Source organism: Ruegeria sp. N4 (assembly GCF_056531425.1).
Window position 1 is genome coordinate 154791 of sequence record NZ_JBQFLT010000001.1, and the last position, 26825, is coordinate 181615.

23 protein-coding genes are annotated in these 26825 nt (G+C 59.9%); 7 read left to right on the forward strand and 16 right to left on the reverse strand.

Going from position 1 to position 26825, the window contains the following annotated elements:
* Positions 1-10: 10 nt before the first annotated feature.
* Positions 11-772: a DeoR/GlpR family DNA-binding transcription regulator gene (locus tag ACR0LW_RS00760; RefSeq protein WP_480881229.1), complete on the reverse strand. Its 762-nt coding sequence runs from the start codon at positions 770-772 to the stop codon at positions 11-13.
* A gap of 178 nt (positions 773-950) precedes the next feature.
* Here ACR0LW_RS00760 and glpD point away from each other — a divergent pair, with 178 nt between their 5' ends.
* Together glpD and ACR0LW_RS00770 are read left to right on the forward strand one after the other, a co-directional pair.
* Positions 951-2537: a glycerol-3-phosphate dehydrogenase gene (gene glpD / locus ACR0LW_RS00765; protein ID WP_480881231.1), complete on the forward strand. Its 1587-nt coding sequence runs from the start codon at positions 951-953 to the stop codon at positions 2535-2537.
* 186 nt (positions 2538-2723) lie between these two features.
* Entirely contained in the window at positions 2724-3275 is a 552-nt protein-coding gene (locus ACR0LW_RS00770) for a DUF2087 domain-containing protein (protein ID WP_480581503.1), read from the forward strand.
* A gap of 60 nt (positions 3276-3335) precedes the next feature.
* Here ACR0LW_RS00770 and ACR0LW_RS00775 read toward each other — a convergent pair whose 3' ends face one another.
* The 11 genes from ACR0LW_RS00775 to ACR0LW_RS00825 form a co-directional block, all read right to left on the reverse strand.
* Positions 3336-6473, reverse strand: a complete 3138-nt coding sequence (locus tag ACR0LW_RS00775) for an efflux RND transporter permease subunit (RefSeq protein ID WP_480581501.1) — start codon at positions 6471-6473, stop codon at positions 3336-3338.
* 3 nt (positions 6474-6476) lie between these two features.
* Positions 6477-7655, reverse strand: coding sequence for an efflux RND transporter periplasmic adaptor subunit (locus ACR0LW_RS00780; RefSeq protein WP_480881234.1), 1179 nt, complete (start codon positions 7653-7655; stop codon positions 6477-6479).
* Positions 7656-7937: 282 nt separating this feature from the next.
* The gene (gene metG / locus ACR0LW_RS00785; RefSeq protein WP_480881236.1) at positions 7938-9656 is read right to left on the reverse strand and encodes a methionine--tRNA ligase; all 1719 of its coding nucleotides are present in this window, start codon (positions 9654-9656) and stop codon (positions 7938-7940) included.
* A 124-nt stretch (positions 9657-9780) separates the two neighbouring features.
* A complete protein-coding gene (locus ACR0LW_RS00790) occupies positions 9781-10470 on the reverse strand; it encodes a sterol desaturase family protein (protein WP_480881238.1) in 690 nt (229 codons plus the stop codon).
* A gap of 226 nt (positions 10471-10696) precedes the next feature.
* Positions 10697-11917: an MFS transporter gene (locus ACR0LW_RS00795; protein WP_170451252.1), complete on the reverse strand. Its 1221-nt coding sequence runs from the start codon at positions 11915-11917 to the stop codon at positions 10697-10699.
* 83 nt (positions 11918-12000) lie between these two features.
* Positions 12001-12594: a YceI family protein gene (locus ACR0LW_RS00800; RefSeq protein ID WP_170630188.1), complete on the reverse strand. Its 594-nt coding sequence runs from the start codon at positions 12592-12594 to the stop codon at positions 12001-12003.
* Positions 12591-13805, reverse strand: coding sequence for an MFS transporter (locus tag ACR0LW_RS00805; protein ID WP_170518127.1), 1215 nt, complete (start codon positions 13803-13805; stop codon positions 12591-12593). Before ACR0LW_RS00805 ends, ACR0LW_RS00800 begins: the two co-directional genes overlap by 4 nt.
* Before the next feature lie 62 nt (positions 13806-13867).
* Positions 13868-14488, reverse strand: a complete 621-nt coding sequence (locus ACR0LW_RS00810) for an ImuA family protein (RefSeq protein ID WP_480881241.1) — start codon at positions 14486-14488, stop codon at positions 13868-13870.
* A gap of 47 nt (positions 14489-14535) precedes the next feature.
* Positions 14536-15117, reverse strand: a complete 582-nt coding sequence (locus ACR0LW_RS00815; protein ID WP_480581487.1) for a retropepsin-like aspartic protease family protein — start codon at positions 15115-15117, stop codon at positions 14536-14538.
* 42 nt (positions 15118-15159) lie between these two features.
* Complete coding sequence (locus tag ACR0LW_RS00820) at positions 15160-15780, reverse strand: MarC family protein (RefSeq protein WP_170630185.1); 621 nt, start codon at positions 15778-15780, stop codon at positions 15160-15162.
* A complete protein-coding gene (locus ACR0LW_RS00825; RefSeq protein WP_480881244.1) occupies positions 15777-17630 on the reverse strand; it encodes an ABC-F family ATP-binding cassette domain-containing protein in 1854 nt (617 codons plus the stop codon). Before ACR0LW_RS00825 ends, ACR0LW_RS00820 begins: the two co-directional genes overlap by 4 nt.
* 101 nt (positions 17631-17731) lie before the next feature.
* Here ACR0LW_RS00825 and ACR0LW_RS00830 point away from each other — a divergent pair, with 101 nt between their 5' ends.
* Complete coding sequence (locus ACR0LW_RS00830) at positions 17732-18934, forward strand: multidrug effflux MFS transporter (RefSeq protein ID WP_170734599.1); 1203 nt, start codon at positions 17732-17734, stop codon at positions 18932-18934.
* 103 nt (positions 18935-19037) lie between these two features.
* Positions 19038-19460 (forward strand): nucleoside-diphosphate kinase, encoded by a 423-nt coding sequence (gene ndk / locus ACR0LW_RS00835; protein ID WP_170352964.1) that lies wholly within the window; start codon positions 19038-19040, stop codon positions 19458-19460.
* Positions 19461-19516: 56 nt separating this feature from the next.
* Here ndk and ACR0LW_RS00840 read toward each other — a convergent pair whose 3' ends face one another.
* On the reverse strand, positions 19517-19864 hold the full coding sequence (locus ACR0LW_RS00840; protein WP_170734600.1) for a TfoX/Sxy family protein: 348 nt from the start codon (positions 19862-19864) through the stop codon (positions 19517-19519).
* 302 nt (positions 19865-20166) lie between these two features.
* Here ACR0LW_RS00840 and ACR0LW_RS00845 point away from each other — a divergent pair, with 302 nt between their 5' ends.
* The 3 genes from ACR0LW_RS00845 to ACR0LW_RS00855 are packed head-to-tail and all read left to right on the forward strand — an operon-like array spanning position 20167 to position 22910.
* The gene (locus ACR0LW_RS00845; protein WP_480881247.1) at positions 20167-21687 is read left to right on the forward strand and encodes a CHAD domain-containing protein; all 1521 of its coding nucleotides are present in this window, start codon (positions 20167-20169) and stop codon (positions 21685-21687) included.
* A 3-nt stretch (positions 21688-21690) separates the two neighbouring features.
* Positions 21691-22446, forward strand: coding sequence for a ParA family protein (locus ACR0LW_RS00850; RefSeq protein WP_480881249.1), 756 nt, complete (start codon positions 21691-21693; stop codon positions 22444-22446).
* Positions 22443-22910, forward strand: coding sequence for a CYTH domain-containing protein (locus tag ACR0LW_RS00855; RefSeq protein WP_480581473.1), 468 nt, complete (start codon positions 22443-22445; stop codon positions 22908-22910). The genes ACR0LW_RS00850 and ACR0LW_RS00855 overlap by 4 nt, the downstream gene beginning before the upstream one ends.
* Here the strand turns inward: ACR0LW_RS00855 and ACR0LW_RS00860 are convergent.
* The 3 genes from ACR0LW_RS00860 to ACR0LW_RS00870 all read right to left on the reverse strand — a co-directional run bounded on the left by ACR0LW_RS00860 (position 22907) and on the right by ACR0LW_RS00870 (position 26582).
* Positions 22907-24277 carry an ATP-binding protein gene (locus tag ACR0LW_RS00860; RefSeq protein WP_480881251.1) on the reverse strand — a complete coding sequence of 457 codons (1371 nt, stop codon included), beginning with the start codon at positions 24275-24277 and terminating at the stop codon, positions 22907-22909. The genes ACR0LW_RS00855 and ACR0LW_RS00860 overlap by 4 nt on opposite strands.
* The gene (locus ACR0LW_RS00865) at positions 24270-24950 is read right to left on the reverse strand and encodes a response regulator transcription factor (protein WP_170451226.1); all 681 of its coding nucleotides are present in this window, start codon (positions 24948-24950) and stop codon (positions 24270-24272) included. Before ACR0LW_RS00865 ends, ACR0LW_RS00860 begins: the two co-directional genes overlap by 8 nt.
* 195 nt (positions 24951-25145) lie before the next feature.
* Complete coding sequence (locus tag ACR0LW_RS00870) at positions 25146-26582, reverse strand: Do family serine endopeptidase (protein ID WP_480881254.1); 1437 nt, start codon at positions 26580-26582, stop codon at positions 25146-25148.
* Positions 26583-26825: the final 243 nt, after the last annotated feature.

Here is a 26825-nt window from a genome sequence, read left to right on the forward strand (position 1 = left end):
CAATCCCGGGTCACGGGCACAGGCGAACGTTTGTGTCCCAGGCGGTGCATTTTTCCGACAGGTCCGCAGGCAGTGGCTGATCGGTATACACCGTGTCGATTTCGGCCAGTGAGGCGATCCGCGCCGGGGCCGAGCGTTGGAACTTTGAATGATCGGCCACCAGAAACGTGCGCCGCGCCTGTGCGATGATGGTTTGGCTGACATGCACTTCCTGAAAGTCGAAATCCAGCAAGTCGCCCTCGGTATCCAACGCCGAGCATCCGATTACCGCATAGTCGAATTTGAACTGTCGGATCGTATTGACGGTCTGGTTGCCGATCAGACCACCGTCCGAGCGCCGCAACACGCCGCCAGCCACAACAATTTCGCAGCCCGGATTTTCGACCAGTATGTTTGCAACATTCATATTGTTGGTCACCACCATCAGGGTCTTGTGGTTCAGCAATTGCCGCGCGACGGCTTCGGTCGAGGTGCCGATATTCAGAAAGATCGAGGCACCTTCGGGAATATCCTGTGCGCAGGCCTGCGCCATCAGGGTCTTGGCATCCGCGTTCAGGGTGCGGCGATCCTCATACCCGATATTGGACACGCCAGAGCGCAGAACCGCACCACCATGCACCCTGTCGAGTTTGCCGGCATCGGCCAGCTCGGTCAGGTCGCGCCGGATGGTTTGGACGGTGACCCCGAACCGCTCTGCCAGCCCCTCTACCGTGACGCGGCCTGCTGTGCTTGCGATCTCAAGAATGTCGGCTTGGCGGAAGGAAAGGGACATAGCAGTTCCAAATAGTCAGAGTTCTTTCGTTTTTGTTCTTTCTGGCCGAATTGGCAAGTTGCAATACGTGAAATTCATATCAGTGTTGCAAAACGAAAATAAACGAACATTAAGGTTGATAATGCGAATACCCTTCTGATTAATGTGCGCAGATGGGTTTGATTGGGAATCAAAAGCTATGACATCGACGGACGATCAGATCACCGACCTGTTCATCATCGGCGGCGGGATCAACGGATGCGGCATCGCGCGGGATGCGGTCGGGCGGGGATTGTCTGTCACATTGGCGGAGATGAACGATCTGGCGTCGGCTACGTCTTCCGCCTCGACCAAGCTGTTTCATGGCGGTCTGCGGTATCTTGAGTATTTCGAAATCCGCCTGGTGCGCGAGGCTCTGATTGAACGTGAGACGCTGCTGCGTGCCATGCCCCACATCAGTTGGCCAATGCGTTTTGTGCTGCCCTATCACAAGGATATGCGGTTCGATTCCGAGACGCCGACATCAAAGCTGCTCAGCACCGTGATGCCATGGATGCGTGGGCGGCGACCGGCGTGGCTGATCCGGTTGGGCCTGTTCCTGTATGACAACCTTGGTGGGCGTAAGATCCTGCCGGGGACCAGCTCTTTGAACCTGCGCAGCGCGCCCGAAGGTGCTCCGCTGCAGGACAGGTTCGAAACGGCCTATGAGTATTCCGACTGCTGGATCGAAGACGCCCGGCTGGTGGTTCTGAACGCCCGCGACGCCGAGGCGCGCGGGGCTCGGATCATGGTGCGGACCGAAGTGATTTCGGCCCACCGGGTCGACGATCTGTGGGAGGTTACGGTCAGGGATCGCGACAGCGATGAAACGCGTGTGATCCGTGCCAAAATGCTGATCAATGCCGGTGGGCCGTGGGTTGGGGACATCATCCAATCCAAAATCCACGTGAATTCGCGCGAAGGCGTGCGGCTGGTGCGGGGCAGCCATATCGTGACACGCAGGCTGTTCGATCACGACAAGTGTTATTTCTTTCAAGGTGAGGACGGTCGCATCATCTTTGCCATTCCTTACGAGCAGGATTTCACCCTGATCGGAACAACGGATCAGGACCACGCGGAACCGTCCGAACATCCCGTCTGTACCGACGCCGAGAAGGACTATTTGTGCGCCTTTGCCTCGAAATACTTCGCGCAGCCCGTGACGCGGGACGACATCGTCTGGACCTATTCCGGCGTCCGCCCGCTGTATGATGACGGTGCCAGCAGCGCGACAGCGGCGACGCGGGATTATACGCTGAAGGTGAACGCAAATGGCGGGGCGCCTGTGCTGAACGTATTTGGCGGCAAGATCACCACCTATCGCCGTCTGGCTGAAAGCGCGCTTGAGAAAGTGGCAGAGCATTTCCCGGATTTGTCGGGACCATGGACAGCAGGAGTGGCCTTGCCGGGCGGGGACTTCCCAGTTGATGGGGTGCAGGCCCTTACCGACGCGCTGCGCGCAGACTATCCATTCCTTAATGCCGCTTGGGCCGCGCGCCTGATCCGCGCCTATGGCACCGAGGCGGCGGTGATGCTGGGCGACGCAAAGGAAGCCTCTGATCTGGGCGAGGATTTCGGCGCGACCCTGACGGCGCGCGAGGTCGCGTGGCTGATGGACAAGGAATATGCCCGGTCGGCCGAGGACGTGGTCTGGCGGCGCAACAAGCTGGGGCTGCGTCTGAACGCCGATCAGATCGCGCGGATCGATCAGTGGATGGGGCAGCGCATTCAGGCGCAGGTCGCCTGACCCTTGGCTGACCCGCCGGTTCGTGTTAGCCATCGGGAACGGTCGGCAGACACCGAGGCGTCGCTGCTCTGACATCAGAGAGCTAAACCTGCCATTCAGTTTGAGACGGCATCGCAAACCAAAAGGGGCGTTGTTTCGTCAAGTCAGCGACCGACGAGCGTGCGAAACGCCCGATATGGATGCACGATGACCAAAACACCTGTCCCTTTACACGTGGATGACCTGACCGGATTTGCCCGCAGCTTAAGTCGCCAATTGGGTGAGGGCAGCCCGTCCCATCTGACCCTGATGAACATGCTGTCCCGCGCTGCCGGGTTCCAGAACCTGCAACATATGCGGGCTGCAAGTGCTGCGAAACGGCGAATCGAGGCCGGGCCTGACCTTGTGCCCGTCGATATGCGCATTGTCGAGCGGGCTCTGTTTCAATTCGATGCACATGGCCGCTTGCGCCAATGGCCGTCCCGACGCGCGGTGCAAACCCTTGCGTTGTGGGCTTTGTGGGCCAGCCTTCCCGCAGGCACCAGTCTGAGCGAGAAAGAAATCAACGACATGCTGGGGCGCGAGCATCTGTTTCACGACCCGGCCACATTGCGGCGCACGATGATTGGCTGCGGAATGCTGACCCGGCAAAGCGATTGCAGCGATTATCGACGTGTCGAACAGGCCCCACCGGCAGAGGCGCAAGCTGTTATCAGCGCCGTTACGGCCCGGCGTCGCAGCCGGGTGGTGGCTGCGTGAAGTTCTGAACTAAAAAAGCCCCGTGACCTGCACGGGGCTTTTTCTGCATCATTGACGGGGTCAGGTTGCTTCGCCCGTTGGGTCCGGGTCTTTCTTGCCGCCCTTCAGCCATTCGCGCAGGCTTTGCATTAGGGCGTAAAGCACCGGCACCAGGATCACGCCGACAAGCGTTGCGGCCAGCATCCCGCCAAACACGGCCACACCAATGGCTTTCTGGCTTGCCGCACCCGCACCGTTTGCCGCCAGCAGGGGAACAACCCCAAGCAGGAAGGACAGAGCCGTCATCATCACCGCGCGGAAACGCTGATAGGCGGCTTCGGCTGCGGCATCCTTGATCGACAAACCGTTGGCGCGTTGTTCCATCGCGAATTCCACAATCAGAATCCCGTTTTTCGAGGCCAACCCGACCAGCATGATCATCCCGATCTGCGTATACAGGTTGATGTCGCTGCCCACGATGGCCACCGCCGCCACCGCGCCGAACAGGGCGACAACCACCGATAACAGGATCGAGACAGGCATTGACCAGCTTTCGTACTGACCGACAAGGAACAGGTAGCCAAACAGGATCGCCAGCCCAAGGATCACGATCACCAGACTGCCCGAAGCCAACTGCTGCTGCGCCGTTCCGGTCCATTCGAACGCATAGCCGGGGGGCAGGGCGGTCGCGGATTCCTCGGTCATTACATTGATGGCATCACCGGTGGACAAACCCGGGGCAGGCACCGCCGTGACAGTGGCCGAGCGGAACAGGTTATGCCGCTTCAACAAAACCGGGCCCAGCACGTTCTCAACGTCGATGAGCGTGCCCAGTGGAACCATCTCACCTTGTTGCGAGCGGACGTAGAGGTTCGAGATATCCTCGACATTGTCCCTGTATGTCCCATCCGCCTGTATCATGACGCGGTAGACACGGCCAAACAGGTTGAAATCGTTCACATAGTACGACCCCAACTGCGCCTGCATGGTCTGGAAGATCTCGGCAACCGAGACTTGCAGGGTTTTGGCTTTCTCGCGGTCCAGATCGACAAACAGCTGTGGCACGTTTGCACGGAAGGTCGTGTAGGATTGTCCGATCTCGGGGCGTTGGTTCGCCGCGTAAACAAAGGACCCCACGGCCGAGGCCAGATCCTGCGGTGTACCGCCGCCGGTCTGCTGCACCTCCATCTCGACCCCTGCAGACATGCCCAGGCCCTGAATGGGCGGCGGGTTGAAGGCCACGATCGAGGCCGCGGATTCGCCGTTGGCAATGGCCAGAACCTTGGCCAAAATGGCATTGGCGCTCAGGTCATCGTCCTGACGCTCATCCCAATTGGTCAGGTTCACGAAGATAGCGGCGCCGTTTGTGGTTGTACCATTCAGCAGCGAGAAGCCGTTGACCAACACGGTACTGGCGACACCCGGGATTTCGCGGATCTGGTCGTCCACGCGGGCCGAGACCGTTTCGGTCCGTTCCAAAGTGGCCGCGTCGGGCAGTTGGATGTCCACGAACAGATAGCCGTTGTCCTCAAGCGGGATAAAGCCGCTGGAGGTGTTGGACATGATCGTCCCCGTTCCCATCCCCAGCGCCACAATGACACCCAGCGCGACGACGGGCAGGATCAGCAGCTTGCGCACAATCGCGACATAGCCGCTGCGCACCGTTCCGATGAACCCTTCGAACAGGGCCAGAAGCCCCTTGGGCGGGCCGGAACGGGCACGCAGAACCAGGCCACACAGAGCGGGCGACAAGGTCAACGCGTTGATCGATGAGATCACAACAGCGGTCGAGATCGTCACCGCAAACTGCGAATACAGCCGTCCGGAGATGCCGGGCATGAAGGTCACGGGCACAAACACGGCCAACAGAACCAGCGTTGTCGCGATGACGGGACCGGTGATCTGGCCCATCGCCTTGCGGGTCGCCTCGGCAGGGGGCAGCCCTTCATCCGCGATGATCCGTTCGACGTTTTCCACCACCACGATGGCGTCATCAACCACGATCCCGATAGCCAGAACCAGAGCGAACAGCGAGATCGTGTTCAGCGACATGCCAAAGGCCAGCAGGAAGGCAAACGTTCCTATCAAGGATACCGGAATTGCCACCGCCGGGATGATGGTCGCTCGCCAATTCCCCAGGAATATGAACACGACCGAGATCACCAGAATGAAGGTCAGGATCAGGGTCGAAACCACATCGTTCAGCGACGCCTCGACAAAGTCGGTGGTATTGAACGGCACTTCATATTCCACATCCGTCGGGAAAGAGCGGGACAAGCGCTCCAACTCGGCCTGTACCCGTTCAGACACCGCAAGCGCGTTGGCGCCGGGGGCCTGATAGATGCCGATCACTGTGGCAGGAACCGCCTGAAAGTAGCCCGAGGCTGAATAGAACTGCGCCCCAAGCTCCACTCGTGCAATGTCGCGCACACGCACGATGGACCCGGCATCGCCGGTGCGGATAACAATTTCGCCAAACTCGGCGGCTGAGGTCAGGCGTCCTTTGGTTTTGATCGTGTATTGGAATGTCTGGCCTTCAGGCACGGGCGGAGACCCGATCGAGCCTGCCGAGACTTCGATATTCTGTTCGCGGATCGCATTGATTACATCTCCGGGGGTGATCGACAGGGCGGCCATCTTGTCCGGGTCCATCCAGATCCGCATGGCGTATTCCAGATTGGTCAGAACATCCGCCTTGCCCACACCCTGAACCCGCGCCAGCGCGTCTTTCAGGTTGATCGAGGCATAGTTGGACAGAAACACACTGTCATAGGTCCCGTTGGGCGAGGTCAGCGTCACCAGCAACAGCATGTTGGTCGATGCCTTTTGAGTGACCACGCCCGAGGATGTCACCTCGGACGGCAGGGATGACATGGCCTGTGCCACCCGGTTCTGCACGTTGACCGAGGCAATGTCCGGGTCCGTGCCCACTTCGAAGGTAATATTCAGCGAATACGAGCCGTTATCGGACGAGGTTGACGTCATGTAGATCATGTCGTCCACACCGTTCACCTGCGCCTCAATCGGGGCGGCAACGGTGTTTTCCACGGTCTCGGCGTTTGCGCCGGTATAGGTGGTCGTCACGCTGACCACAGGCGGTGTGATGTCCGGAAACTGGGCGACCGGCAGAACCATATAGCCGATGCCGCCCATGATCGTCAGGACAAGCGAAATGACAAGCGCCAGCTTGGGCCGGCTGATGAACAGGGCTGAGAACATCCGTTATTCTCCCGGCTGCTCAGAGGCCACGACCGCATCCACGGCCACGCCAGGACGCACCCTTTGCAGGCCCTCGACGATCACGCTCTCGCCTTCGCGAAGCCCATCGGTGACGATGATGGCGGTGTCCACCGTGTCACCGGTCGTGATATAGCGCTGTTCGACCATCTGCTGGTCATTGACGACCAGAACAAACTCGCCCCGCTGATCCCGTTGCAGCGCGGCCTGAGGTACAAGCACCTGCAGTGTCGGCTCCAGCGCTTCGATCTGGACGTTAAGGAATGCGCCGTCGATGATCAGACGATCCGCGTTTTCAAATTCGGCCCGCACGGTAATCGCGCCGGTCAGAGGGTCGATGCGGTTGTCGACAAACACGATTTCGCCGGTTTCACCCAATTCCGCCCCATTGGGCAAGGTGACGTGCACATTGGGGCTTTTCTGACTTTCTGCCAGAGTGCTGGCATTCTCGCCAAACTGTTGAAGAACCGAAGTAAATTGTTTTTCGTTCAGCGAGAAGTTCACATAGATCGGCGCTTCGCTGACCAGATTGACCAGCGGAGGGTTCGACGGGCCAACAACGTCACCTACACTTGTGGCAACGCGCCCGATGCGGCCCGAAAACGGCGCCTGAATCTGCGTGTAGCTCAGGTCAAGCTGGGCTTGCTGGATGGCCGCGTTTGCGGCTTTGACTTCGGCTTCGGCAACCAGTTCGTTGGCGCGCGCAATGTCGCGTTCGGATTCCGGGGTTGCATCACGCCGAAACAACTCTTCTTTCCGGGCCAGATCGACCTTTGCCAGTTCCAGATTTGCCTCGGCGCGGTCCAGATCGGCCTTGCGCGCCTCAAGTGTGGCCTCATAGAGGTCGGGCTCGATGGTAAACAGAAGATCGTCTTTCTGGACCAGTGCGCCGTCCTCGACGTTCTGAGACTCAAGAAACCCGTTGACCCGCGCGACGATGTCCACCTTGTCGATGGCTTCGGCCCGACCGATGAAAACGGCTTCATCCGTGATCTCTTGGGTATAGGCCGCAGCGATGGAAACCTTTGGCGGCGGCGCGTCGCTTTGATCTTGCGCCGCAGCCCCATGCGCCACCCCAAGGCAGGTCAGTAAGGCAAGATGCCGCCCCAGCATTTTGGCTGACCCGAAGATGGGAAAACCGATATTCGTCAAATCAAGGGACATGGCGCGTGCCTCACAGTAGATATGAAATAGCTGCCCGGACCCCAAAGGCCCCGGCGCGAGTCGATAGAATTCCTCGACAGGATGGACGTTTTGAGACTTTATCTCAAGCTTCTTGAATACGACTGGTGCGGCCTTGGGCGCAGAATTTTCTTCGTGCTTCGGCTGACTTAGGGCCCCAAGGGTTCAGCACCCTGGTACGACAGGGTGCGTCACGCGATGTATCGGCAAAAAATACGGGGGCCGAAGCAGCCCCCGTGTCGTGTCTGTCACGATGGTCTGAATTCAGTCGCGGGTGCCAGCAAAACGGGTTTGCCAGTCTTCGCGCTGTTCATCTGTGATTTTGGCGAACAGGACATCGGGAACGGTGAACTCATGACCGGCGGGCAGGGCGGCCAGCGCTGCAGCCACATCCTCGGGCCAGCCGGTGTCCAGCGTGTTCATCGCGCTCAGCATCCGGGCCGAGGTGTCGGGGATGAACGGCGCGCTGAGCACCGCGTAAAGACGGATCAGGTTCAGGCCCAGACGCACCTGTGCAGCGGCCTGTTCGGGGTCTTCCTTAAAGGTCGACCATGGGGCTGCGGCCTGCAGGTATTCGTTGCCCGCCACCCAGATGGCCCGCAATTCCTGCGCCGATTTGCGCACATCCATCGCCTCCATATGCCCTTCATAGGCGCGGACGCGGCGGGTCAGTTCGTCGATCAGTGCGTTTTCACGTTCGCCATAGGTGCCACCTTGGGGCACAGCCTCGCCGAATTTCGAACGGCAGAATTTGGTGATGCGGCTGACAAAGTTGCCCAGCACGTCCGCCAGATCCTTGTTCACCGATTGCTGGAAGTTCTCCCACGTGAACTCGCTGTCGCTGCTTTCGGGCGCATGGCTCAGCAGCCACCAGCGCCAGTAATCGGCGGGCAGAATCTCGAGCGCCTGATCCATGAACACGCCGCGCCCCTGCGAGGTCGAGAACTGGCCGCCGTCATAGTTCAGGTAGTTGAAGGATTTCAGGTGATCGACCATCTTCCACGGCTCGCCCGAGCCCAGAATGGTCGCGGGGAAGGAAAGCGTATGGAACGGCACGTTGTCCTTGCCCATGAACTGCACATAACGCACGTCATCCGCGCCCTTGTCGGTGCGCCACCAGCGTTCCCAATCAGCGTCGGTCTTGCCGTTCGCATCTGCCCATTCCTTGGCGCAGGCGATGTATTCGATGGGGGCGTCGAACCAGACATAAAAAACCTTGCCTTCCATCCCCGGCCAGTCCTGATCGCCTTTTTTGACCGGCACACCCCAGTCCAGATCGCGGGTGATGCCGCGGTCCTGCAAACCGTCGCCATCGTGCAACCACTTCTTGGCAATCGAGGTGGTCAGGATCGGCCAATCCTTCTTGGAGTCGATCCACGCGTCCAGTTGGTCCTTCATCGCGGATTGACGCAGATACAGGTGCTTGGTCTCGCACACTTCCAGATCGGTCGAGCCGCTGATCGCGCTGCGCGGCTCGATCAGGTCGGTCGGGTCCAGTTGCTTGGTGCAATTCTCGCATTGGTCGCCGCGCGCGCGGTCATAGCCACAATTGGGGCAGGTGCCCTCGATATAGCGGTCGGGCAGAAAGCGTTTGTCGGCGTTGGAATAGACCTGTTTCTCGCTGACCTCGCGGATCAGCCCGGCTTCATCCAGCTTCCCTGCGAAATGCTGCGTCAGCACCTTGTTTTGCGCGCTGGACGAGCGGCCAAAGTGGTCAAAGCTGAGCCCGAACCGCTTGGCGATATCGGCCTGCACGCCATACATCTCGGCGCAGTATTCCGCGACCGGTTTGCCCGCCTTGGCGGCCGCCAGCTCGGCCGGGGTGCCGTGTTCGTCGGTGGCGCACAGGAACATGACCTCATTCCCGCGGCCACGCTGATAACGTGCGTAAAGATCAGCAGGCAATTGCGAGCCGATCAGATTGCCGAGGTGCTTGATCCCGTTGATATAGGGGATCGCCGAGGTGATGAGAATCCGAGCCATTTTGCGTGTCCACGTAACTGTCTGCGCGCTCGTCTACAGTAAGTCACTGGCCAGCAAAAGCCCGGCTTTCGGGCAGAAGCGATTTTAACGTCTGTGTTGCCGACCCTAATGCGACCTTAAGGGTTCAGCCACCGTTCGTTTCAGGGCGTTCCCAATACAAAGTCCCCAATGCGACATCGAAGACCGGAAAGGTGATGTTGAAATTCGCCTCCTGCATCCGTTCGCGTTTGTGATGCAGGGCGTGAAGATGCCTGAGACGCCACCAGCCGGGTACGGATTGGAACATCGCCTCGGCCCGGCTGCCGGGCGGGACGTGATAGCTGAAGTGACACACCTCATAAAGCAGATATCCGGCGATGGTCGACGCGGCAAACAGTGCGCCGACATTTGGATTGAATATCCAGCCCAGAACGAGGCCACCGGGCAGCGCAATGCCCATCGTGAACAGAAAGATCAGATAGAGCGGGAACAGAACCACACGCCAGTCAAATGGGCTTTCATATCCCATGTCGGTATCCAGAAAAAAGGAATGGTGATCCCCGGTGTGGCGCTGGTAGAACAGTTTGAGCACCCTGGTCTTTTCGTGACCAAGCCAGCGGTGCGAGGCATATTCGGCTAAGTTCACAAACAAAAGCGTCGCCGGGATCACCAGCAACTGTGACGCGGTTACGTCCGTGGCGAAGGTCAGGCTGTAGCAGATGACGAAAAGGCCAGCGATGGCCACCGACAGCATATGGAAATACCCGCTGTACATTTTGCTTATGCCAGCACGGTATTTCGCCCTGAAGGCCTGCATGGCTGCTCTGGTCATCATTGTCGTCTTCCTCCCGAGTATTCGGGGTCAGACTATATGCTTTTCCGGAATAAGCGCCTGCGACCCGACGTTAACTTGGAAAGATTGAAGGTCAGTTTCTTTCAGGACTTGCGAAGGTTCCGTCTTGGGTCGGTCGTTCAGGCATGATCCACACGCGGGGTCTTGGGCACAGCACTCATGTTTCGCACCGGTGGGGCCAGATGCGATCAATGGTCGTCCTGCTTTGCTATCCTTCCCGGGACCGTTTCAGCAATCGGCCAATGGTGAAGGAGGTGCGCGGTGCATAGACGTAATTTGTTCGCTCTTCGGGTGTGGGGCGCGACCGCATTCGGGCCAGGCCAAATCCGATCAGGAAGATGTGACCCAGCGCAACAAAGGCAAACAGCGCCCCGGGACCGAATTGCTGGATCAGCGTTGATGAGATGTAGGGCGATGCAATGGCCCCCAGCGCATACCAGAACATCAGCGCCGCCGACAGCTCGACCCGCTGTTCGGTTGTGGCAAAGTCGTTTGCGTGGGCGGATGAAACCGAAAAGATCGGGAAGGTGGTAAAGCCGAAGAAACCAGCCGCCAGCATGACACCCACAGTTCCGGTACCGCTTGCCGCCATGGTGACCCCGCAGCTTAGGACCGCGACGGCGGACAGCCAGATCAGAACCCAGCGCCGGTCATACTTATCCGCAAGCCAGCCCATCGGATATTGCGCCAATGCCCCGCCCAATACGAAAGAGGCCAGAAAGAACGCGATCTGGTCCACGCCCAGTCCGACCTCCTGCCCATAGACAGGACCAACCATTCGAAACGATGCGGAACTCAGCGCGGCAACGATCACGCCCGCAACGGCTAGGGGCGAGCTGCGCCAGGCCAGTTTTGGCCGCAACCGAGGCGCATCAGGTGTCTGAGGTTGACTGGCCCGCGTCAGTGTCAGCGGCAACAACGCGGCGCAGCACAGAATGGCCAGCAGGTTATACGACACGTAAGAGGCAGGCGGCAGAACCGCGATGATCAACTGCGCGGTCAGCGAGGCACCCATGTCGACTATGCGGTACGTGCCCATCGCGCGCCCGCGGGTTTCATTGTTGACCTTTGCGTTCAGCCAGGCCTCGATCACCGTATAGCACCCGGCGACACAGGTGCCCGATGCGATCCGCAGCGCGGCCCAGATATAGGGGTTTTCTGTCAGCGTATGCCCGATTAGCCCCATAGCCCCCAAGGCGGTGCAGACCGCGAAGGCGCGGGAATGGCCCACAGTCCCCATCAAACGCGGGGCCCACCAGCATCCGACAAAGAACCCGATGAAATGCGCCGATCCCAGCAGACCGATCTGTTCGGTTGTGAACTCAAGCGTGATGCCCGAGATGGCGTCCAAAGGCCCGACGCCGCCTGTCGACAGTTGCAACAGAATGACGGAAAGAAACAGGGCGGCGAAGGAAATGATCGTGCGCATAATGGGGTTACACTGACGCGCTGACAGGCAGATGCGCGCGCCTATTCGACGCGAGGGGGTCGTTTTTTGACCTTTGGTCGATTTCAGGCGCGTGAGATTTCGGCGTGGATGTCCAGCCCGACGGTTTCCGCCACCAGATCGGGATAGCCCGAGGCACCAAAGTCATGCCGGTTCAGCGCACCCGTCAGGCCGATGGACAATTGGTCCAGATCGTCCGGGGCTGTTCCTGGGCGACGATAAAGGTTCGCATCCAGCGTCACCGGACGGGTGACGCCCCGCACCGTTAGATCGCCGGTAATCCGCGCCCCGTCCGAGATGCGGCCCGACGGGCCAAGCTGAACGTCGGTCGAGACAAAGCGAATGGTCGGATGGCTTTTTGCGTTCAGCACGGTCTGCCCCAGCATCGGCATCCGGGCAAAGGGCAGCCGCGTGCGCGCCTTGCTGACATCCAGCACCACATCGACCCGGCTGTTCTGCAAACGGCGCGTATCAATCTGAACATCCGCCGACCGGATCGGCATCGACCCGGTCTGGGAAACGCCCGACAGATCGAATGAAAACCCGACGCGGGTGTCCTGAGTGGACAGAACATAGGGTTGCAAAGCGGCTTGCGCCGTCCGGGTCAGGGGCAGGGCAGCCAACCCGGCAAGGACAAAGCGGCGGGTCAGGATGGTCATGCCATGACCCCCTCTCGTCTGGGGCGGGAACGTTTGAGCAGCATCAGCACGATGGCGATGTTCAGCCCGTTCCACAGAATGCCGTTCACGAAGGCCAGTTGATAGTTTCCGGTCACATCGTAAATCCATCCCGACATCCAGCCGCCAAGGGCCATGCCCAGAATGGTCATCATCATCACAAAGCCGACACGCGCCCCGGCCTCTTGCGGGGGCATGTATTCACGCACGACCAGCGCGTAGCTGGGAACGATGCCGCCCTGTGCCAGACCGAACAGCATGCTGATGACATAAAGCGAGACCATCCCGTCATAAGGCAGGAACAGAAACAGCGCGATACATTGCAGGACCGAGCCGATCAGCAGGGTCATGACACCACCCAACCGGTCCGCCAGCAAGCCCGAGATAATCCGGCTGACAACGCCACCCAGCAGCATCAGCGACAACATCTCGGCCCCCACTGCGGGTCCGTATCCCAGTCCGACGCAATACGAGACGATATGGACCTGCGGCATGGACATGGCAACGCAGCAGCCGATACCGGCAAGGCCCAGAATATACTGCAGTGCGCGGGGTGAGACCCCGACGCTGCGGGCGTTGATCTGGGCGGTCGCGGCGGCTGTGCTGTGCGCCTCGACCGGGACCTGACGGCGCAGCAGCAGCGACAGGGGAATGACGACCAGCAGGGTCAGGGCGGCCAGCGTCAGGTAGACCTGTTGCCAGCCATCGCGGGCCAGAATGTCGGACAGCAGCGTGGGCCAGATCGCGCCGGACAGATAATTGCCGCTGGCCACCAGCGCCACGGCAATTCCGCGCCGCTTCATGAACCAATGCGAAATATCGGCGATCAGGGGGCCAAACCCAATCGATGTGCCCAGACCCAACAGCAGATGCGCGGCCGACAGCAGCAGGATATTCGGGGCCCAAGTCGCCAGCAGATAGCTGACCGCACTCAGCATTGCGGCGCCGATCAGCGCTATGGTCACGCCCAGCCGGTCAACCATCTGCCCCAGCCACATATTTCCCAGGGCAAAGCCGATCATGGACAGAACATAAGGCAACGAGGCTTCGGCCCGCCCTGCGCCGAATTCGGCCTCGATTGCGGGCATCACCACGATCACCGCCCACATGCCCACATTCGCCACCGTTGCGATGGCGAGGGTGATCAGAAGGCGCAGCCAAGAGTAGCGGCTATCGTGGATCGGGTGAGTCATGCGGTGACGCTAGGGTGCGGTCCGGGGTTTGACCAGTCACATCTTGCGTGATCGATGCGGTCTCAGGTCAGAACATCCTCGGTTTCGACCCGTTTCAGGTGCAAACCGGCGCGGGCGGCGGTCATGGTGGCCTGCCATGTGACCGGCGGCAGCGCGCGGGCGCGGCGGCGGGTCAGGGTCCAGCGGCGGGCCTCTCCCTTATGATTGGCGGCCATGTGCCAGCGCGTCTCGATCCCTTGCGCGCCACCATCGCCGGGGGTCAGCAGCAGACCCAGCGGCGCGCGCGCCATCGCGCCGCCCTGTTCGGCAGCCAGATGCATCCGCCGGATAGGGGTCAGCCCCGGCGCGCCGGGCAGGTCGCCGACGATCAGCGGAATGGCCCCGCTGCGCAACGCCTCTTCCAGACACCACAGCAGATCCTCGGAGCGGGTGGGGTGGACAAAGATGAATCGGGCGGGATCGGCAAAGGGCATCATCCCGTCGGGGTGTAGCTGGCCGGGCTCCCACGCGGGGGAAATCCACAAGACCGGCCCCTGCATCTGACCGGCCAGCCACATGGCAAAACTGCGCCGGGCGGGGCCGCAGGCTTCGTGCACGCGGCCCAGTTGCAGGGCGATTTCCTCATGAAGTTTGACCCCCGGCGCAACGCGCGCGGGCTTTTGACCAAGAAGCTGAGCAGACATGATATGTTCGTATCATGTTCTTATTTCGTTCTCAAGTGGGGGCGCGTTCAGCGCGACAGGATCAGGCGACCATCGGTGAACTGGATGTTCGAAAACCGATGCAGGTAATCCATGCCCAGCAGCGACTGATGCAGTTCACCTTCATTGATCCAGGCCGAGACATTGCGGTCCGTGATCGGCCCCAGTTCCAGGCTATCCAGCCGCACGGGCGCGGTCCGGACCTCGCCGTTTGCGGTAATCGCGCGCCCGAAATAGTTCAGCTGATCCGGATCAATGCCCACGCGTTCCGCATCCTGCGCGCTGAGGACGATCTGGCTGGCCCCGGTGTCCACAAGGAAGACAATGGGTTCGCCGTTCACCGTGACAGGCAGGTAATAATGCCCGTCCTGCGCGTGCGGCACCTCGATCGTGTCGCCGGTGACGGCCATTTGCGGGGCAGGTCCGACCGAGGACCGGATATCCTCCCACAAGCCAATGACCGCGATGACGCCCACAAAGATGAACACCCAGGCCATCACCTGTTGCAGGGTCTTGTTCAGAGATTGGCGGTTCTGGGCGACAAACCAAAGCAATATGGCCGCGGCCAACACGACCAGATACACCAAACGCCCGATATCGTCGCCATTCATGCTGCTGCCCTTATCCTTGGTTCTGACCCTCTATATGGGGATTTAGGACGCAAAACCAAAGGCCTTGAGGCCATCCAGAATGAACTGCACCGACAGGGCGGCCAGCAGCATACCCAACAACCGGGTCAACACGTTCAGACCGGTTTTGCCCAGAATGCGGGCGATCAGGCCGCCCGACAGGAAGAACAACAGCACCACCGCCATGACGGCCAGCATTACGGCCACTGCCGCAGCAATTCCCTGAATGCCCGGATGCTGCCCGGACAGCAGAATAATGGTCGCAATCGATCCTGGCCCGGCGACCAGAGGGATGGCGAGCGGAAAGACGGACGGGTCATTATGTTCCTCTTCCTCGGCCCGATCCTCGCGCCGTTTGGTGCGGCGTTCGAACAGCATGTCCAGCGCGGTCAGGAACAACAGCGCGCCGCCTGCGACCTTGAACGCCTCCATCGAAATGCCAACGAAACCCAGTACGGCCTCACCAAAGGCGGCAAAGGCAATCAGGATGCCCGAGGCCACAACGCAGGTGCGATAGGCCGTTCGCCGCCGGGTACGCGCGTCCATATCCTGTGTCATGGCGACAAAAATGGGCGCGGTGCCGAACGGGTCGATCACCACGAACAAGGTGGTGAAGGCGGTGATGAAGAAAGCGGCGTCAATCATGCTGCACTCTCGGCCTGTTCCAACCGTTCGGCGGCGGCAACCCAAAGGGTTTCGGCCTTTTGCATCGCCTCAGTGACTTCGGCGAATTTGCGGTTCCAGGTTTCCAGATCGTTGATCTTGTCATCCTCGTACAAGGCCGGGTCCGCCAGTTTGGCCGATAGCTTGTCATGCATGTCCGTCAGTTTCTCGATCCGGTCCTCGCATTTGCGCAGATCGGCGCGCAGGGCCAGCATCGCCTCGCGCGAGGGTCGCTTGGGCTTGGCGGTTTGCGGCTTGGCCTTCACGGGTTTGTCGCGGGCCAGCAGCAAGGAGCGATAGGCTTCCAGATCGCCATCAAACGGCTTGACCGTCCCGTCCGAGACCAGCCATAGCCGGTCCGCCACCAGCGACAGCAGGTGCATATCGTGGCTGACCAGCACAACCGCGCCGGAATAGGTGGTCAGCGCCTCGACCAGCGCCTCGCGGCTTTCGATGTCCAGATGGTTGGTCGGCTCGTCAAGGATCAGCATATGCGGCGCGTCGATGGTGGCCAGCAGCAGCGACAGCCGCGCCTTTTGACCGCCCGACAGGCGCCCCACCTTGGTTTCCGCCTGATCCGCGTTCAACCCGAACCCCGCCAGACGCGAGCGCCACTTGCCCGGCGCCTCGTCCGGGCGCAGGCGGCGCAGGTGGTCCAGAGGGGTCTCGTCCACATACAGCTCATCCACCTGATGCTGTGCGAAATAGCCGATGCGCAGCTTGTTGGAACGGCTCATCTTGCCCGCCATCAGGGGCAGGCGGTCGGACAGCAGCTTGGACAGCGTCGATTTGCCCTGACCGTTCTTGCCCAGCAACGCGATGCGGTCGTCCTGATCGATGCGCAGGTTCAGACGGCGCAGCACTTCGGTCTCGCCATAGCCCGTGACGCCGCCCTCAAGGTTAATGATCGGCGGCGACAGTTCTTCCGGTTCCGGGAAAGAGAACGCGCGCAACGCGGCCTCTTGCGGGGTCGAGACCAGCTGGATGCGTTCGATCATCTTCAGGCGTGACTGGGCCTGCACGGCTTTGGACGCCTTGGCGCGAAACCGGTCCACGAAACTTTGCAGATGCGCGATGCGGGCCTTGGCCTTGGCGTTTTCCGATTCCGCCTGCGCCAGCCGCTCGGCCCGGCGTTCGGCGAATTTGTCGTATGGCACCGCGTAGTAGGTGAGCTTTCGATCCTCCAGATGCAGGATCGAGCCCACCGCGCGGTTTAGCAGCCCGCGGTCGTGGCTGATGATGATGACCGTATGCGGATATTTCGCCAGATAGCTTTCCAGCCACAGCGCACCTTCGAGGTCCAGATAGTTGGTCGGTTCGTCCAGCAGCAGCAGATCAGGCTGAGAAAACAGCACCGCCGCCAGCGCCACGCGCATCCGCCAGCCGCCCGAGAAATCGGAACAGGGTTTCAGCTGGTCCTCGTCATCGAACCCCAGACCCTTGAGGATCGAGGCCGCGCGCGCCTCGGCCGACCACGCATCAATATCGGCCAGACGAGTTTGAATCTCCGCGATCCGTGCGGGGTCGGTGGCGCTGTCGGCCTCGGCCATCAGCGCGCTACGTTCGGTATCGGCGGCCAGAACCGTGTTGATCAGCGACACATCGGACGAGGGCACTTCTTGCGCCACCCCACCAATCCGCGCGCGTTTCGGGACCGTGATATTGCCGGACTCCAACGCCAGTTCCCCTCGGATCAGTCGAAACAGTGTGGTCTTGCCGGTGCCATTGCGCCCCACAAGCCCGACCTTGTGCCCGTCGGGAATGGTTGCACTGGCCCCGTCGAACAGGGGGCGGCCTTCAACGGCATAGGTGATGTCTTCGATCCGTAGCATGAGGCCGCTCTTAGCAGAGCCGTGATGCCGCCGCCAGCGGCTTGGCATGTTCAACCGCCGGGCAATGTGTTAGCGCGGTCTACAAGCACCGGAGACACCTTATGCGCGCGGCCCAATCGCACCCGACATTGATCACGCTGGTCCTGCTGACCGCGCTGTCGGTGCTGTCGCTGAATATGTTCCTGCCGTCACTGGCCCATATTGGCGAGGATTTGCAGGCTGACTATGGATTGGTCAATCTGGCGGTCGCGGGCTATCTGGCCCTGTCCGCTGTTCTTCAACTGATCATGGGGCCCTTGTCCGACCGGTTCGGGCGGCGGCCCGTTCTGCTGATCTGCATGGTGATTTTTGTTGCGGCATCCGTCGGTTGTGCCCTGGCCGAGTCGATCTGGGTCTTTCTTGGCTTTCGCATGTTGCAGGGCGCAATCATCGCGGGGCAGGTGCTGTCGCGCGCTGCTGTGCGCGATATGTACGAGCCCAACGAAGCCGCCAGCAAACTGGGTTACATCTCGATGGCGATGGCCCTTGCGCCAATGCTGGGCCCGATGCTGGGCGGCGTGCTTGAAATGCTGTTCGGCTGGCGCGCGGGTTTTGTCCTTTATGCCATGTTGGGCGTGGCCATGTTGGTGCTGGTCTGGGCCGATATGGGCGAGACCAACACGAACACTAACGCAACATTCGCCGCGCAGATGAGGCTTTATCCGCTGTTGTTTGGCTCTCGTCGGTTCTGGGGCTATTCGTTCTGCGCGGCATTCTCGATCGGGGGGTTTTATGCATTCGTCACCGGCGCGCCTTTGGTGGCGGGCGCGTGGTTCGATCTGAACCCGGCTTTGCTGGGTGTGGGGATCGGGATTATCACGCTGGGTTTCATGGCTGGCAGCTTCCTGACCGGTCGGTTCGCCACCCGCACAAAACTGAGCACGATGATCCTGATCGGACGAACAATCGCATCCCTTGGCCCGCTGATCGGTTTGCTGACATTCTTCGGTGGGTTCGGCACGGTCTGGACATTCTTCGGCTCTGCGGTCTTTGTGGGCTTTGGCAACGGTTTGACGGTCGCTAATGCGACGGCCGGGTTGATGTCGGTCAGGCCGCAGCTTGCGGGCAGTGCTGCCGGGTTGTCCGGCGCGATCACCGTTCTGTTGGGCGCAGTGCTGACATCCGCCACCGGCGCGCTGGTCAGCGCCCAGAACGCGCCCTTTGTCGTGTTGGGCATGATGTGCGCCAGCAGCTTTGCAGGGCTTTTGTCCATCCTGTATGTGCGCTGGATCGATCTGCACGACCCGCTTCCGGACACGATCTGAATGTCAGGCAATCATTGTCCTTTTCTTACGCCCGATACCATGCTACGCGGCGCGCGATGGATTTCGGCGCGAGTGTCGCGCCCTATGTTAAGGAGAGGCCGACATGGCACTGGAACGCACATTCTCGATCATCAAACCCGATGCAACCCGCCGCAACCTGACCGGCAAGATCAACGCCAAATTCGAAGACGCGGGCCTGCGCATCGTTGCGCAAAAGCGCATCCACATGACCAAGGAACAGGCTGGCAAGTTCTACGAAGTCCACGCCGAGCGTCCGTTCTATGACGAACTGTGCGAATTCATGTCGTCGGCTCCGGTCGTTGTTCAGGTTCTGGAAGGCGAAGGCGCCATTGCCAAGAACCGCGAAGTCATGGGCGCAACCAACCCCGCAGACGCGGCCGCCGGCACCATCCGCGCCGAGTTCGCTGAATCGGTCGGTGAAAACTCGGTCCACGGTTCGGACGCACCGGAAACCGCAGCGGTCGAGATTGCCTATTTCTTCTCGGGCATCGAACTGGTCGGCTAAACCACTGTTTAGACCAGATTTTGAAGGCCGTTCCGTTCCGGAGCGGCCTTTTTCGTTCAGACCTGTTTCAGGTCCTTGGCAGCGACGCGCACGCCAATCGCATCCAGATCCGAGATCATCTGGCTTTCCGGCGCGGCTTTGGTGCTGGCCTTGATGGCGTCAAACCGCTGACGCAGCTGCTTTTTCTCTTCACCCTTGCAGTCGTTCCAAGGGCGGCCCTGCAGGCCCATCACCAGCACATAATACCCGATGAAATGCGCTTTGGTTCCGGCCTGTAGCAGCCGGGAATACGCCTCATCCGGCCCCAACTCGCGCAGTTTTTGCGCCGAATGGATGCCTGCGCGGGCACAGGCTTGCTCGAAGGCGGGGCCCAGGTTGCGGATGGATGAGACGGGATCAGACATGCCCTTGGTTTAACCAGCCGTTGCAGGGCTGTCACCCGCGCATTTCGTTGGGTCGCACCCGGTTTTACTTGCAACGAATGCAGAGTCTTGCATTCATAACGTCAAGCGATCGCAGAAAACCGGATGGATAAGACCAAAGGCTTCGGCCAAACTGTGGAGAATAGCGAAAAACACCCCACATTCGCTTGAGGGAAAGCCCCTTGGATTGCTGAAAAAAGTTCGATTGCAGAAAGCAACGGCATTCAGAAGGTCACGGAGATTTTGGTCAATGACGACCTTGAAGCAGAGCGAAAGAGCAGTTCATGAATTCTGAGTCCGAGGCGCTTTTCTTTGTTCTTGGCGCGTTTGATCAGGCTGCGTTTGCGTCGGCCCTGACTGATATGTCGGTGCGTGTCACCAGGTCGAACGCTGGTAAGCCGTTTATTCTGCTGGATTGCCATGATCAGTCGATCCGCGCCTCTGGTCGGATATTGTTGGAAACGGAAGGGGCGTTGCACCTGTTGCAGAAGGACGGTGCGCGCCGGAGCCAAAAAGGTAAGGGCCGGGGCCGGTTTGTGAAGGATCTGCCAGCAGGTCCTGTGCGTGAGGCTTTGAGCGGCTTTCCCAATCTGCGCGCCTTGATGGATATCGCCACGGGCGAAAGGCAGGAAAGCGACGTGGCCCTGCTGGACGATCTGCAAAAGACGCAAGTACGCGGCAGTGTGGTTTCGCTGTCAACGGACAATGGTCAGGCAACAATCCTGCGCCTTCGGCGATTGCGTGGGTACGACAAAGCCTTTGACAAAGCCTGCGCTGCGGTCCGTGCAATGGCTGGGGCAAGCCCAGACATTGAAACACTGGTGGATGCGATATCGGCGACCGACGCGCGCTATCGTGCAAAGCCCGAGATCGCACTGGGGACCGACGAACCCTCGATCCAAGTCGCGGCCGATATTATCAAGACTTATCTGAAGGTTGCGCAACAAAATGAAAGTGGCCTGATCGCGGATATTGATACCGAGTTTCTGCATGACTACCGCGTGTCGCTGCGTCGAATTCGCTCGGTCATCAGCCTGTTCAAAGGGGTGTTTTCTGAGGCGCAGACCGCCGAATTCAAAAAGACCTTCTCGGAGCTGATGGCGCCGACAGGGCGGATGCGGGATCTGGACGTCTATCTTCTGGAAAAGGATATGTATTTCAACCTGGTGCCAAGCACGCTTCATGCTGGTCTGGACGCCATGTTTGCGCAATTCCAGAAGGAACGCGCCCAAGAACTGTCGCGCATCACGCGCCGATTGCGCAGCAAGACTTACCAAAGCCAGATGTCTGACCTCAGGGCGCTGTTTGACGGGACGGATAACGTAAAACCGGGACCGAATGCGCAGCGCGGGGCGTATGATTATGCCTGCGCGCTGATCTGGAAACGCTATCGCAAGGTCTGCAAGATCGCGCGCAGCATCACGCCCGAAACTCCGGATGAATCAGTGCATGGCCTTCGGATCGACTGCAAGAAACTCCGATACCTGATGGAGTTCTTTGCGCCCCTGTTCGACGCAAAGGATTTCAAATCGATCCTCAAGCCCCTGAAAAAGCTTCAGGATAACCTTGGACTGTTCAACGATTTCTCGGTCCAGCAAGAGGTTCTGCTGGCTTTTACGTCTCAGCAATCAAACGCCCAAGGCCGTGTGGATGCTCAGGTCGGTTTGGCTGTTGGCGGGCTGATCGCCGTTCTGGATCAGCGTCAGAGGGCCGAGCGTGACCGGGTGATCGCCAATTTCCAGCAATTCGATGCCCCCGAAACACGCCATCTGTTCCGCAGCCTGTTTCACCAGCCCAAGGAGTGAGGAATGAAGATCATTGCCTGTTACAGCAACAAAGGCGGTGTCGGGAAAACCGCAACCTCGGTCAATCTGGCCCATGCCTATGCCGCGGCGGGCAAGCTGGTGCTGTTGTGCGATCTTGATCCACAAGGGGCCTCGGGGTTTTATTTTCGGGTCAAGCCTTCGAAAAAACTAACGGATGCCCGGTTCTTTGAGGATGTGAAGCGCTTTACCAACGCCATTCGGGCCAGCGACTTCGAAGGGTTGGACATTCTGCCTGCAAATCTGACCTTCCGCGATTTTGATGTGTTTCTGTCTCGGATGCGGAACAAGCGCTCGCGCCTGAAAAAGGCTCTGACGGCGGCGGGCAGTGACTATGACGTCATCATCCTCGATTGCCCGCCGAATTTTTCGACCCTGTCCGAGAATATCTTCAAGGCCGCCGATGAGATTGTCGTGCCGGTCATCCCAACCACCCTGTCTGAGCGTACGTTCGATCAGTTGGTGGGGTTCTTTGACGAACACAAACTGCCGAAGAAAAAGCTGAAGGCATTCTTTTCGATGGTGCAGCAGCGCAAAACCCTGCATCAGCAGACGATGGAGACGATGCGCAAGGCTTATCGGAAGCGGTTCATGCAAAGTTGCATTCCTTTTGCCTCGGATATCGAGAAGATGGGCCAATATCGCGCGCCGGTGGTCACCTACGCCCCGCGCGGCGTGGCGGGGGCGGCCTACAATGCGCTGTATGAGGAATTGGAAAACGGGGTGGTTTCGACCAAATGAGCAAGGAAATCGAGCGTAAGTTTCTGGTCAACAGTCTGCCGGACCTGAGCGGCGCGCAGAAAGCGGTTGTCCGGCAGGGTTATCTGACGGCCCCTGACGATTCGACCGAGCTGCGGTTGCGGCAGAAGAATGACCGGTACTTCCTGACCCTCAAAGGCAGCGGAGGGCTGGTTCGGGTCGAGCGTGAGGCCGAAATCTCGGCCGATCAATTCGAAACCTTCTGGCCGGAGACCGAAGGGCGGCGGGTCGAAAAAGAACGGTTCACCGGCGCTTTGCCGGATGGGCGGGTATTCGAACTGGATATTTTTCAGGGCAATTTGGCGCCGCTGCAACTGGTCGAGGTTGAGTTCTCGTCAGAAGACGAGGCGCACAGTTTTGCGCCGCCCGCTTGGTTCGGCGTGGATGTGACCGAGGATAAGCGTTATAAAAACAGGAACATGGCCATCGACGGCGCGCCTGACTAAACCCGGCGCGCCAGATTTAGGGTGGTTTCCAGGCCGGGTTCGCAATTCCGTGCCGCGAACCGCCCGCCATGCATGTGTGAGATCGCCGCGACCAGCGCCAACCCCAACCCCGCATTGCGTTCCGTGCGGGCGGGGTCAAGCGTCACGAAGGGCAGTTGCAGGCGGTGCAGGTCCTCTGGCGGGACGCCCGGTCCCTGATCGCGCACGCTCAGGTGGGCCGTGTCACCATCTTCACCGATCGAGATTGTGATGGCGGTGTTTTCGGGCGCATAGCGCATAGCGTTTTCCAGCAGGTTCGACAGCGCCTGAGACAGAAGGGGCCGGTGGCCCTGTATCGGGGCGGCCTGTCCCTGAACCTTTAGCCGGATATTCTGATCAGCGGCGACAGGTTCGTAGAGTTCAACAACGTCGCGGGCGAGTTGCTGCAAATCCACCTGTTCGAACTGTTCACGCCCCAGCCCGGCCTCGGCGCGTGAAATTTCCGTCAACTGCCCCAACACCCGCAGAACGTGGTCGATTTCACCTGTGGCGCGGGCAATATCAACCTCGCGATCCAAGTCGCTTTTGTCAGGATCCGAAAGCGCCTCGACCCGTTGTTTCAATCGCGACAGGGGCGAGCGCAGGTCATGGGCAATCGAATTGGACGTGGTACGCAGGTTGCTGATCAGTTCTTCGATCCGATCCAGCATGTTGTTCAGCGTTCCGGCCACCTGATCGAACTCATCGCCAGTTCCGCGCAATGGCATGCGCCGGGACAGATCGCCCGAGACGATGTTTTCAGCAGTGCTGGCGATGTCGGACAGGCGGGAAAAAACCAGCCGGGTGAACAACCAGCCGGTCAGCACGCTCAGTGCCAATGCGATGCCAAGGGCCAGCGCCACGGATCGCAACAGAACCCGGTCGAATTGTTGCTGCGCGACGGCGTCACGGCCGACGATAAGGCGCTCCCTGCCGGGCAGGCGGATCGACGCGGCCGAGACGGGGACCAGTTGATCGTCATCGGCGCGGCGCAGTTCCAGTTCAACCCAGCCACTGCCCGCCGTGATATGTTCGGGCCATTGCTTGAGGTTCCCGACCAGCTTGTTGCCGAACCGATCCGTCAGAAGATACAGCGCATCCCGTTCCGAAGCGCTGGGAAGGCGGCGTTCGATGGCCGCAATCAGCCCGATCAGCCCCCGGCGTTCATATTCATCTGCCAACCCCGTGAGTTCTGCTGACACGACCGAGCGGGTCTCGGATTCAATACTGCGATTGGCCGTGACATAGACCAGTGCCAACACTGTCGCCGTCAAAAGCGTGCTGAGGACCATGCTGGCCAGAACCAGCCGCGTGCGCGAATTGTTCAGAGAAAGCCGTATGTTATCCATCAGACATCATGTAACCCGCACCCCGCACCGTTTCAATCAGCGGCGCGTCGCCGCCTTCGTCCAACTGGCGGCGCAGTTTTGAGATATGGACGTCCACGACATTGGTGTTCGGGTCGAAATGATAATCCCACACACCTTCCAGCAGCATGGTGCGCGAGACCACGCGGTTTTTGCGGCGCAGGAAGAATTCGAGGATCTGGAACTCACGCGGGGTCAGCGTGATCTCATGCCCGTCGCGCGTGACCTTGCGGGTCAGCAGATCCATCTCAAGATCCTTGCAGGTCAGGGTCGGCGTTTCCTCGGATTCCTGCGGGCGACGCAAAAGCGCCTCGATCCTTGCGTGTAGTTCCTGAAAGGAAAACGGCTTGACCAGATAATCATCCGCGCCCGAGCGCAGACCTTTCACGCGCTCATCCACCGCACTCATGGCGGTCAGCATCAGAACGGGGGTTTTCAACCCGGCAGCGCGCATGGATTTGATCAGGGACAACCCGTCCAAGCCCGGCAGCATCCGGTCCAGAACAATGGCGTCAAAGCCGCCATCGGTGGCATGATACAGCCCCTCGCGGCCATCGGCGGCAACCTCGACCACATAGCCTTCCTCACTGAAACCTTTAGCGATGAAGTCCCGTGTGTCTTCGTCATCTTCGACGATCAGCAGGCGTCGGCTCATGATCGGGGTTCCTTTCTATCGGGATTTAAACACAATTTTCAGATAAAGCACATGGTTTGAGAATGGTTCGTATCTGAGGGATCGAGCCGGGTGCGGCCTCGCGCACCCGGCAAGCCCGGCGGATTGCGGACAAATCAATTCCGCCAGGAAGCGCACGTCATATATCCCCATCATGTGACGCGCGCGGGTCTTCGGTCAGGCGATTTCAACCGCGACAAAGATCTGGTTGCCGCTGCGATTGATCAGCACCAGCGCCGGGTCGGTCTTTTCGCTGTCCAGCGCAGCTTTCAGTGCATCCGGCGTCAGCGTGTCCTGGCCACCCAGTTTGACGATGACATCACCGCGCTGCAGACCGGCCTTGGCGGCAGGGCTGTCAGGTTTCAGGTCCGTCACAACCACGCCGTCAACGCCTTCGGCCACACCCATCTCGGCGCGGGCGGCCTCGGTCAGCGGCGCAACGGTGACACCCAGTTGGGTACCAGTGGCTTCCGCATCAACGGGGCCGTCCACTTGGGCCTGGGCCGACTGGTGCTGGCCAATCGTCAATTGCAGGTCCTGTCGGGTGCCGTCGCGCAGCACGGTCAGGGTGCTTTCGGTGCCAACTTTGGTGGTGCCAACCAGAAGGGGCAGGTCGCTGCTGTTATCCACGGTCTCGTCATTGAAACTCAGGATCACGTCGCCCTGTTCCAGAACACCGTCCGCCGGGCTACCGGCCACGACGTCCGAAACCAAAGCACCGGTCGAGCTGTCGATACCAAGCGCCGCCGCCAGTTCCGGGCTGACGTTCTGGATCGACACGCCCAGCCAACCACGGCTGACCTGACCGTCATCGCGCAGATCGGCTGCGATATGTTCCACGATGTTCGATGTCACCGCAAAGCCAAGGCCGACCGAGCCGCCGCTGGGCGAATAGATGGCCGAATTCACGCCGACCACTTCGCCTTCCATGTTGAACAGCGGACCGCCCGAGTTGCCTTTGTTGATGGCCGCATCGGTCTGAATGAACTCGGCATAAGGCCCTTGCGAGATGTTGCGGCCCTTGGCCGATACGATCCCGGTGGTAACGGTCGAGCTCAGGCCGAACGGGTTGCCGATGGCCACCACGTCCTCGCCCACGCGGATCACGTCGCTGTCGCCCATTTCGACCGCTTGCAGGGTTTCGCCTGCGTCGATCTTCAGAACGGCAATATCGGTCAGCGGGTCGGTGCCGATCACTTCGGCGTCAAACGTGCGGTCATCGTTAAGGCGCACGGTGACTGATGAGGCGTTGTCGACCACGTGGTGGTTGGTCACGATAAACCCGGCCTCATCCAGAACAAACCCCGATCCCAGACCTTGCGCGGGGCCGCGTTGTGGCATTTGGAAACCTTCGGGGCCGCCGAAGCGTTTGAAGAACTCGCCAAAGGGATGGGTTTCGAAGTCAAACTCCTGACCTTGCGCCGGGCTTGCGGCGATGTCCTGCTCAGCGATGATGGTCACCACCGACGGGGAAACGGTTTCGACCAGATCGGCCAGTGCCTCATCCGCCATCGAGGGCAGGGCGGTTGTCGCCAGCAATGCAGCGCCCAGTGCGCTGACGCCGATCCAACTGGAATTTCGCGGCAAAAGAAGCGAGGATTTACGGATGCTCATTTGTGTCTCCTGTTCATATCGCGCGATTGCTGTCGCGCGTTGAACAGGCAGATATGCCGCCAACCTGTGCCTTTCCTGACTGGTGAATTAAGAAAACTTAATTTTGCCACAAACCGTCTGTTGAGTGCCCGTCAAAGCGAGTCAGAGATTCGCGGGAACTGCTTGTGCGAATCGGAGGATTGTTGCCGAAACGTGTGTCAAACACTCAAAAGTGTTGAATTTCGTTTCCCTCGTGGACAATCG

What these genes read in the sequence shown, in the direction of transcription:
- ACR0LW_RS00760 (WP_480881229.1), bottom strand. Translation starts at nt 772, where the DNA reads ATGTCCCTTTCCTTCCGCCAAGCCGACATTCTTGAGATCGCAAGCACA.
- glpD (WP_480881231.1), top strand. Translation starts at nt 951, where the DNA reads ATGACATCGACGGACGATCAGATCACCGACCTGTTCATCATCGGCGGC.
- ACR0LW_RS00770 (WP_480581503.1), top strand. Translation starts at nt 2,724, where the DNA reads ATGACCAAAACACCTGTCCCTTTACACGTGGATGACCTGACCGGATTT.
- ACR0LW_RS00775 (WP_480581501.1), bottom strand. Translation starts at nt 6,473, where the DNA reads ATGTTCTCAGCCCTGTTCATCAGCCGGCCCAAGCTGGCGCTTGTCATT.
- ACR0LW_RS00780 (WP_480881234.1), bottom strand. Translation starts at nt 7,655, where the DNA reads ATGTCCCTTGATTTGACGAATATCGGTTTTCCCATCTTCGGGTCAGCC.
- metG (WP_480881236.1), bottom strand. Translation starts at nt 9,656, where the DNA reads ATGGCTCGGATTCTCATCACCTCGGCGATCCCCTATATCAACGGGATC.
- ACR0LW_RS00790 (WP_480881238.1), bottom strand. Translation starts at nt 10,470, where the DNA reads ATGATGACCAGAGCAGCCATGCAGGCCTTCAGGGCGAAATACCGTGCT.
- ACR0LW_RS00795 (WP_170451252.1), bottom strand. Translation starts at nt 11,917, where the DNA reads ATGCGCACGATCATTTCCTTCGCCGCCCTGTTTCTTTCCGTCATTCTG.
- ACR0LW_RS00800 (WP_170630188.1), bottom strand. Translation starts at nt 12,594, where the DNA reads ATGACCATCCTGACCCGCCGCTTTGTCCTTGCCGGGTTGGCTGCCCTG.
- ACR0LW_RS00805 (WP_170518127.1), bottom strand. Translation starts at nt 13,805, where the DNA reads ATGACTCACCCGATCCACGATAGCCGCTACTCTTGGCTGCGCCTTCTG.
- ACR0LW_RS00810 (WP_480881241.1), bottom strand. Translation starts at nt 14,488, where the DNA reads ATGTCTGCTCAGCTTCTTGGTCAAAAGCCCGCGCGCGTTGCGCCGGGG.
- ACR0LW_RS00815 (WP_480581487.1), bottom strand. Translation starts at nt 15,117, where the DNA reads ATGAATGGCGACGATATCGGGCGTTTGGTGTATCTGGTCGTGTTGGCC.
- ACR0LW_RS00820 (WP_170630185.1), bottom strand. Translation starts at nt 15,780, where the DNA reads ATGATTGACGCCGCTTTCTTCATCACCGCCTTCACCACCTTGTTCGTG.
- ACR0LW_RS00825 (WP_480881244.1), bottom strand. Translation starts at nt 17,630, where the DNA reads ATGCTACGGATCGAAGACATCACCTATGCCGTTGAAGGCCGCCCCCTG.
- ACR0LW_RS00830 (WP_170734599.1), top strand. Translation starts at nt 17,732, where the DNA reads ATGCGCGCGGCCCAATCGCACCCGACATTGATCACGCTGGTCCTGCTG.
- ndk (WP_170352964.1), top strand. Translation starts at nt 19,038, where the DNA reads ATGGCACTGGAACGCACATTCTCGATCATCAAACCCGATGCAACCCGC.
- ACR0LW_RS00840 (WP_170734600.1), bottom strand. Translation starts at nt 19,864, where the DNA reads ATGTCTGATCCCGTCTCATCCATCCGCAACCTGGGCCCCGCCTTCGAG.
- ACR0LW_RS00845 (WP_480881247.1), top strand. Translation starts at nt 20,167, where the DNA reads ATGAATTCTGAGTCCGAGGCGCTTTTCTTTGTTCTTGGCGCGTTTGAT.
- ACR0LW_RS00850 (WP_480881249.1), top strand. Translation starts at nt 21,691, where the DNA reads ATGAAGATCATTGCCTGTTACAGCAACAAAGGCGGTGTCGGGAAAACC.
- ACR0LW_RS00855 (WP_480581473.1), top strand. Translation starts at nt 22,443, where the DNA reads ATGAGCAAGGAAATCGAGCGTAAGTTTCTGGTCAACAGTCTGCCGGAC.
- ACR0LW_RS00860 (WP_480881251.1), bottom strand. Translation starts at nt 24,277, where the DNA reads ATGGATAACATACGGCTTTCTCTGAACAATTCGCGCACGCGGCTGGTT.
- ACR0LW_RS00865 (WP_170451226.1), bottom strand. Translation starts at nt 24,950, where the DNA reads ATGAGCCGACGCCTGCTGATCGTCGAAGATGACGAAGACACACGGGAC.
- ACR0LW_RS00870 (WP_480881254.1), bottom strand. Translation starts at nt 26,582, where the DNA reads ATGAGCATCCGTAAATCCTCGCTTCTTTTGCCGCGAAATTCCAGTTGG.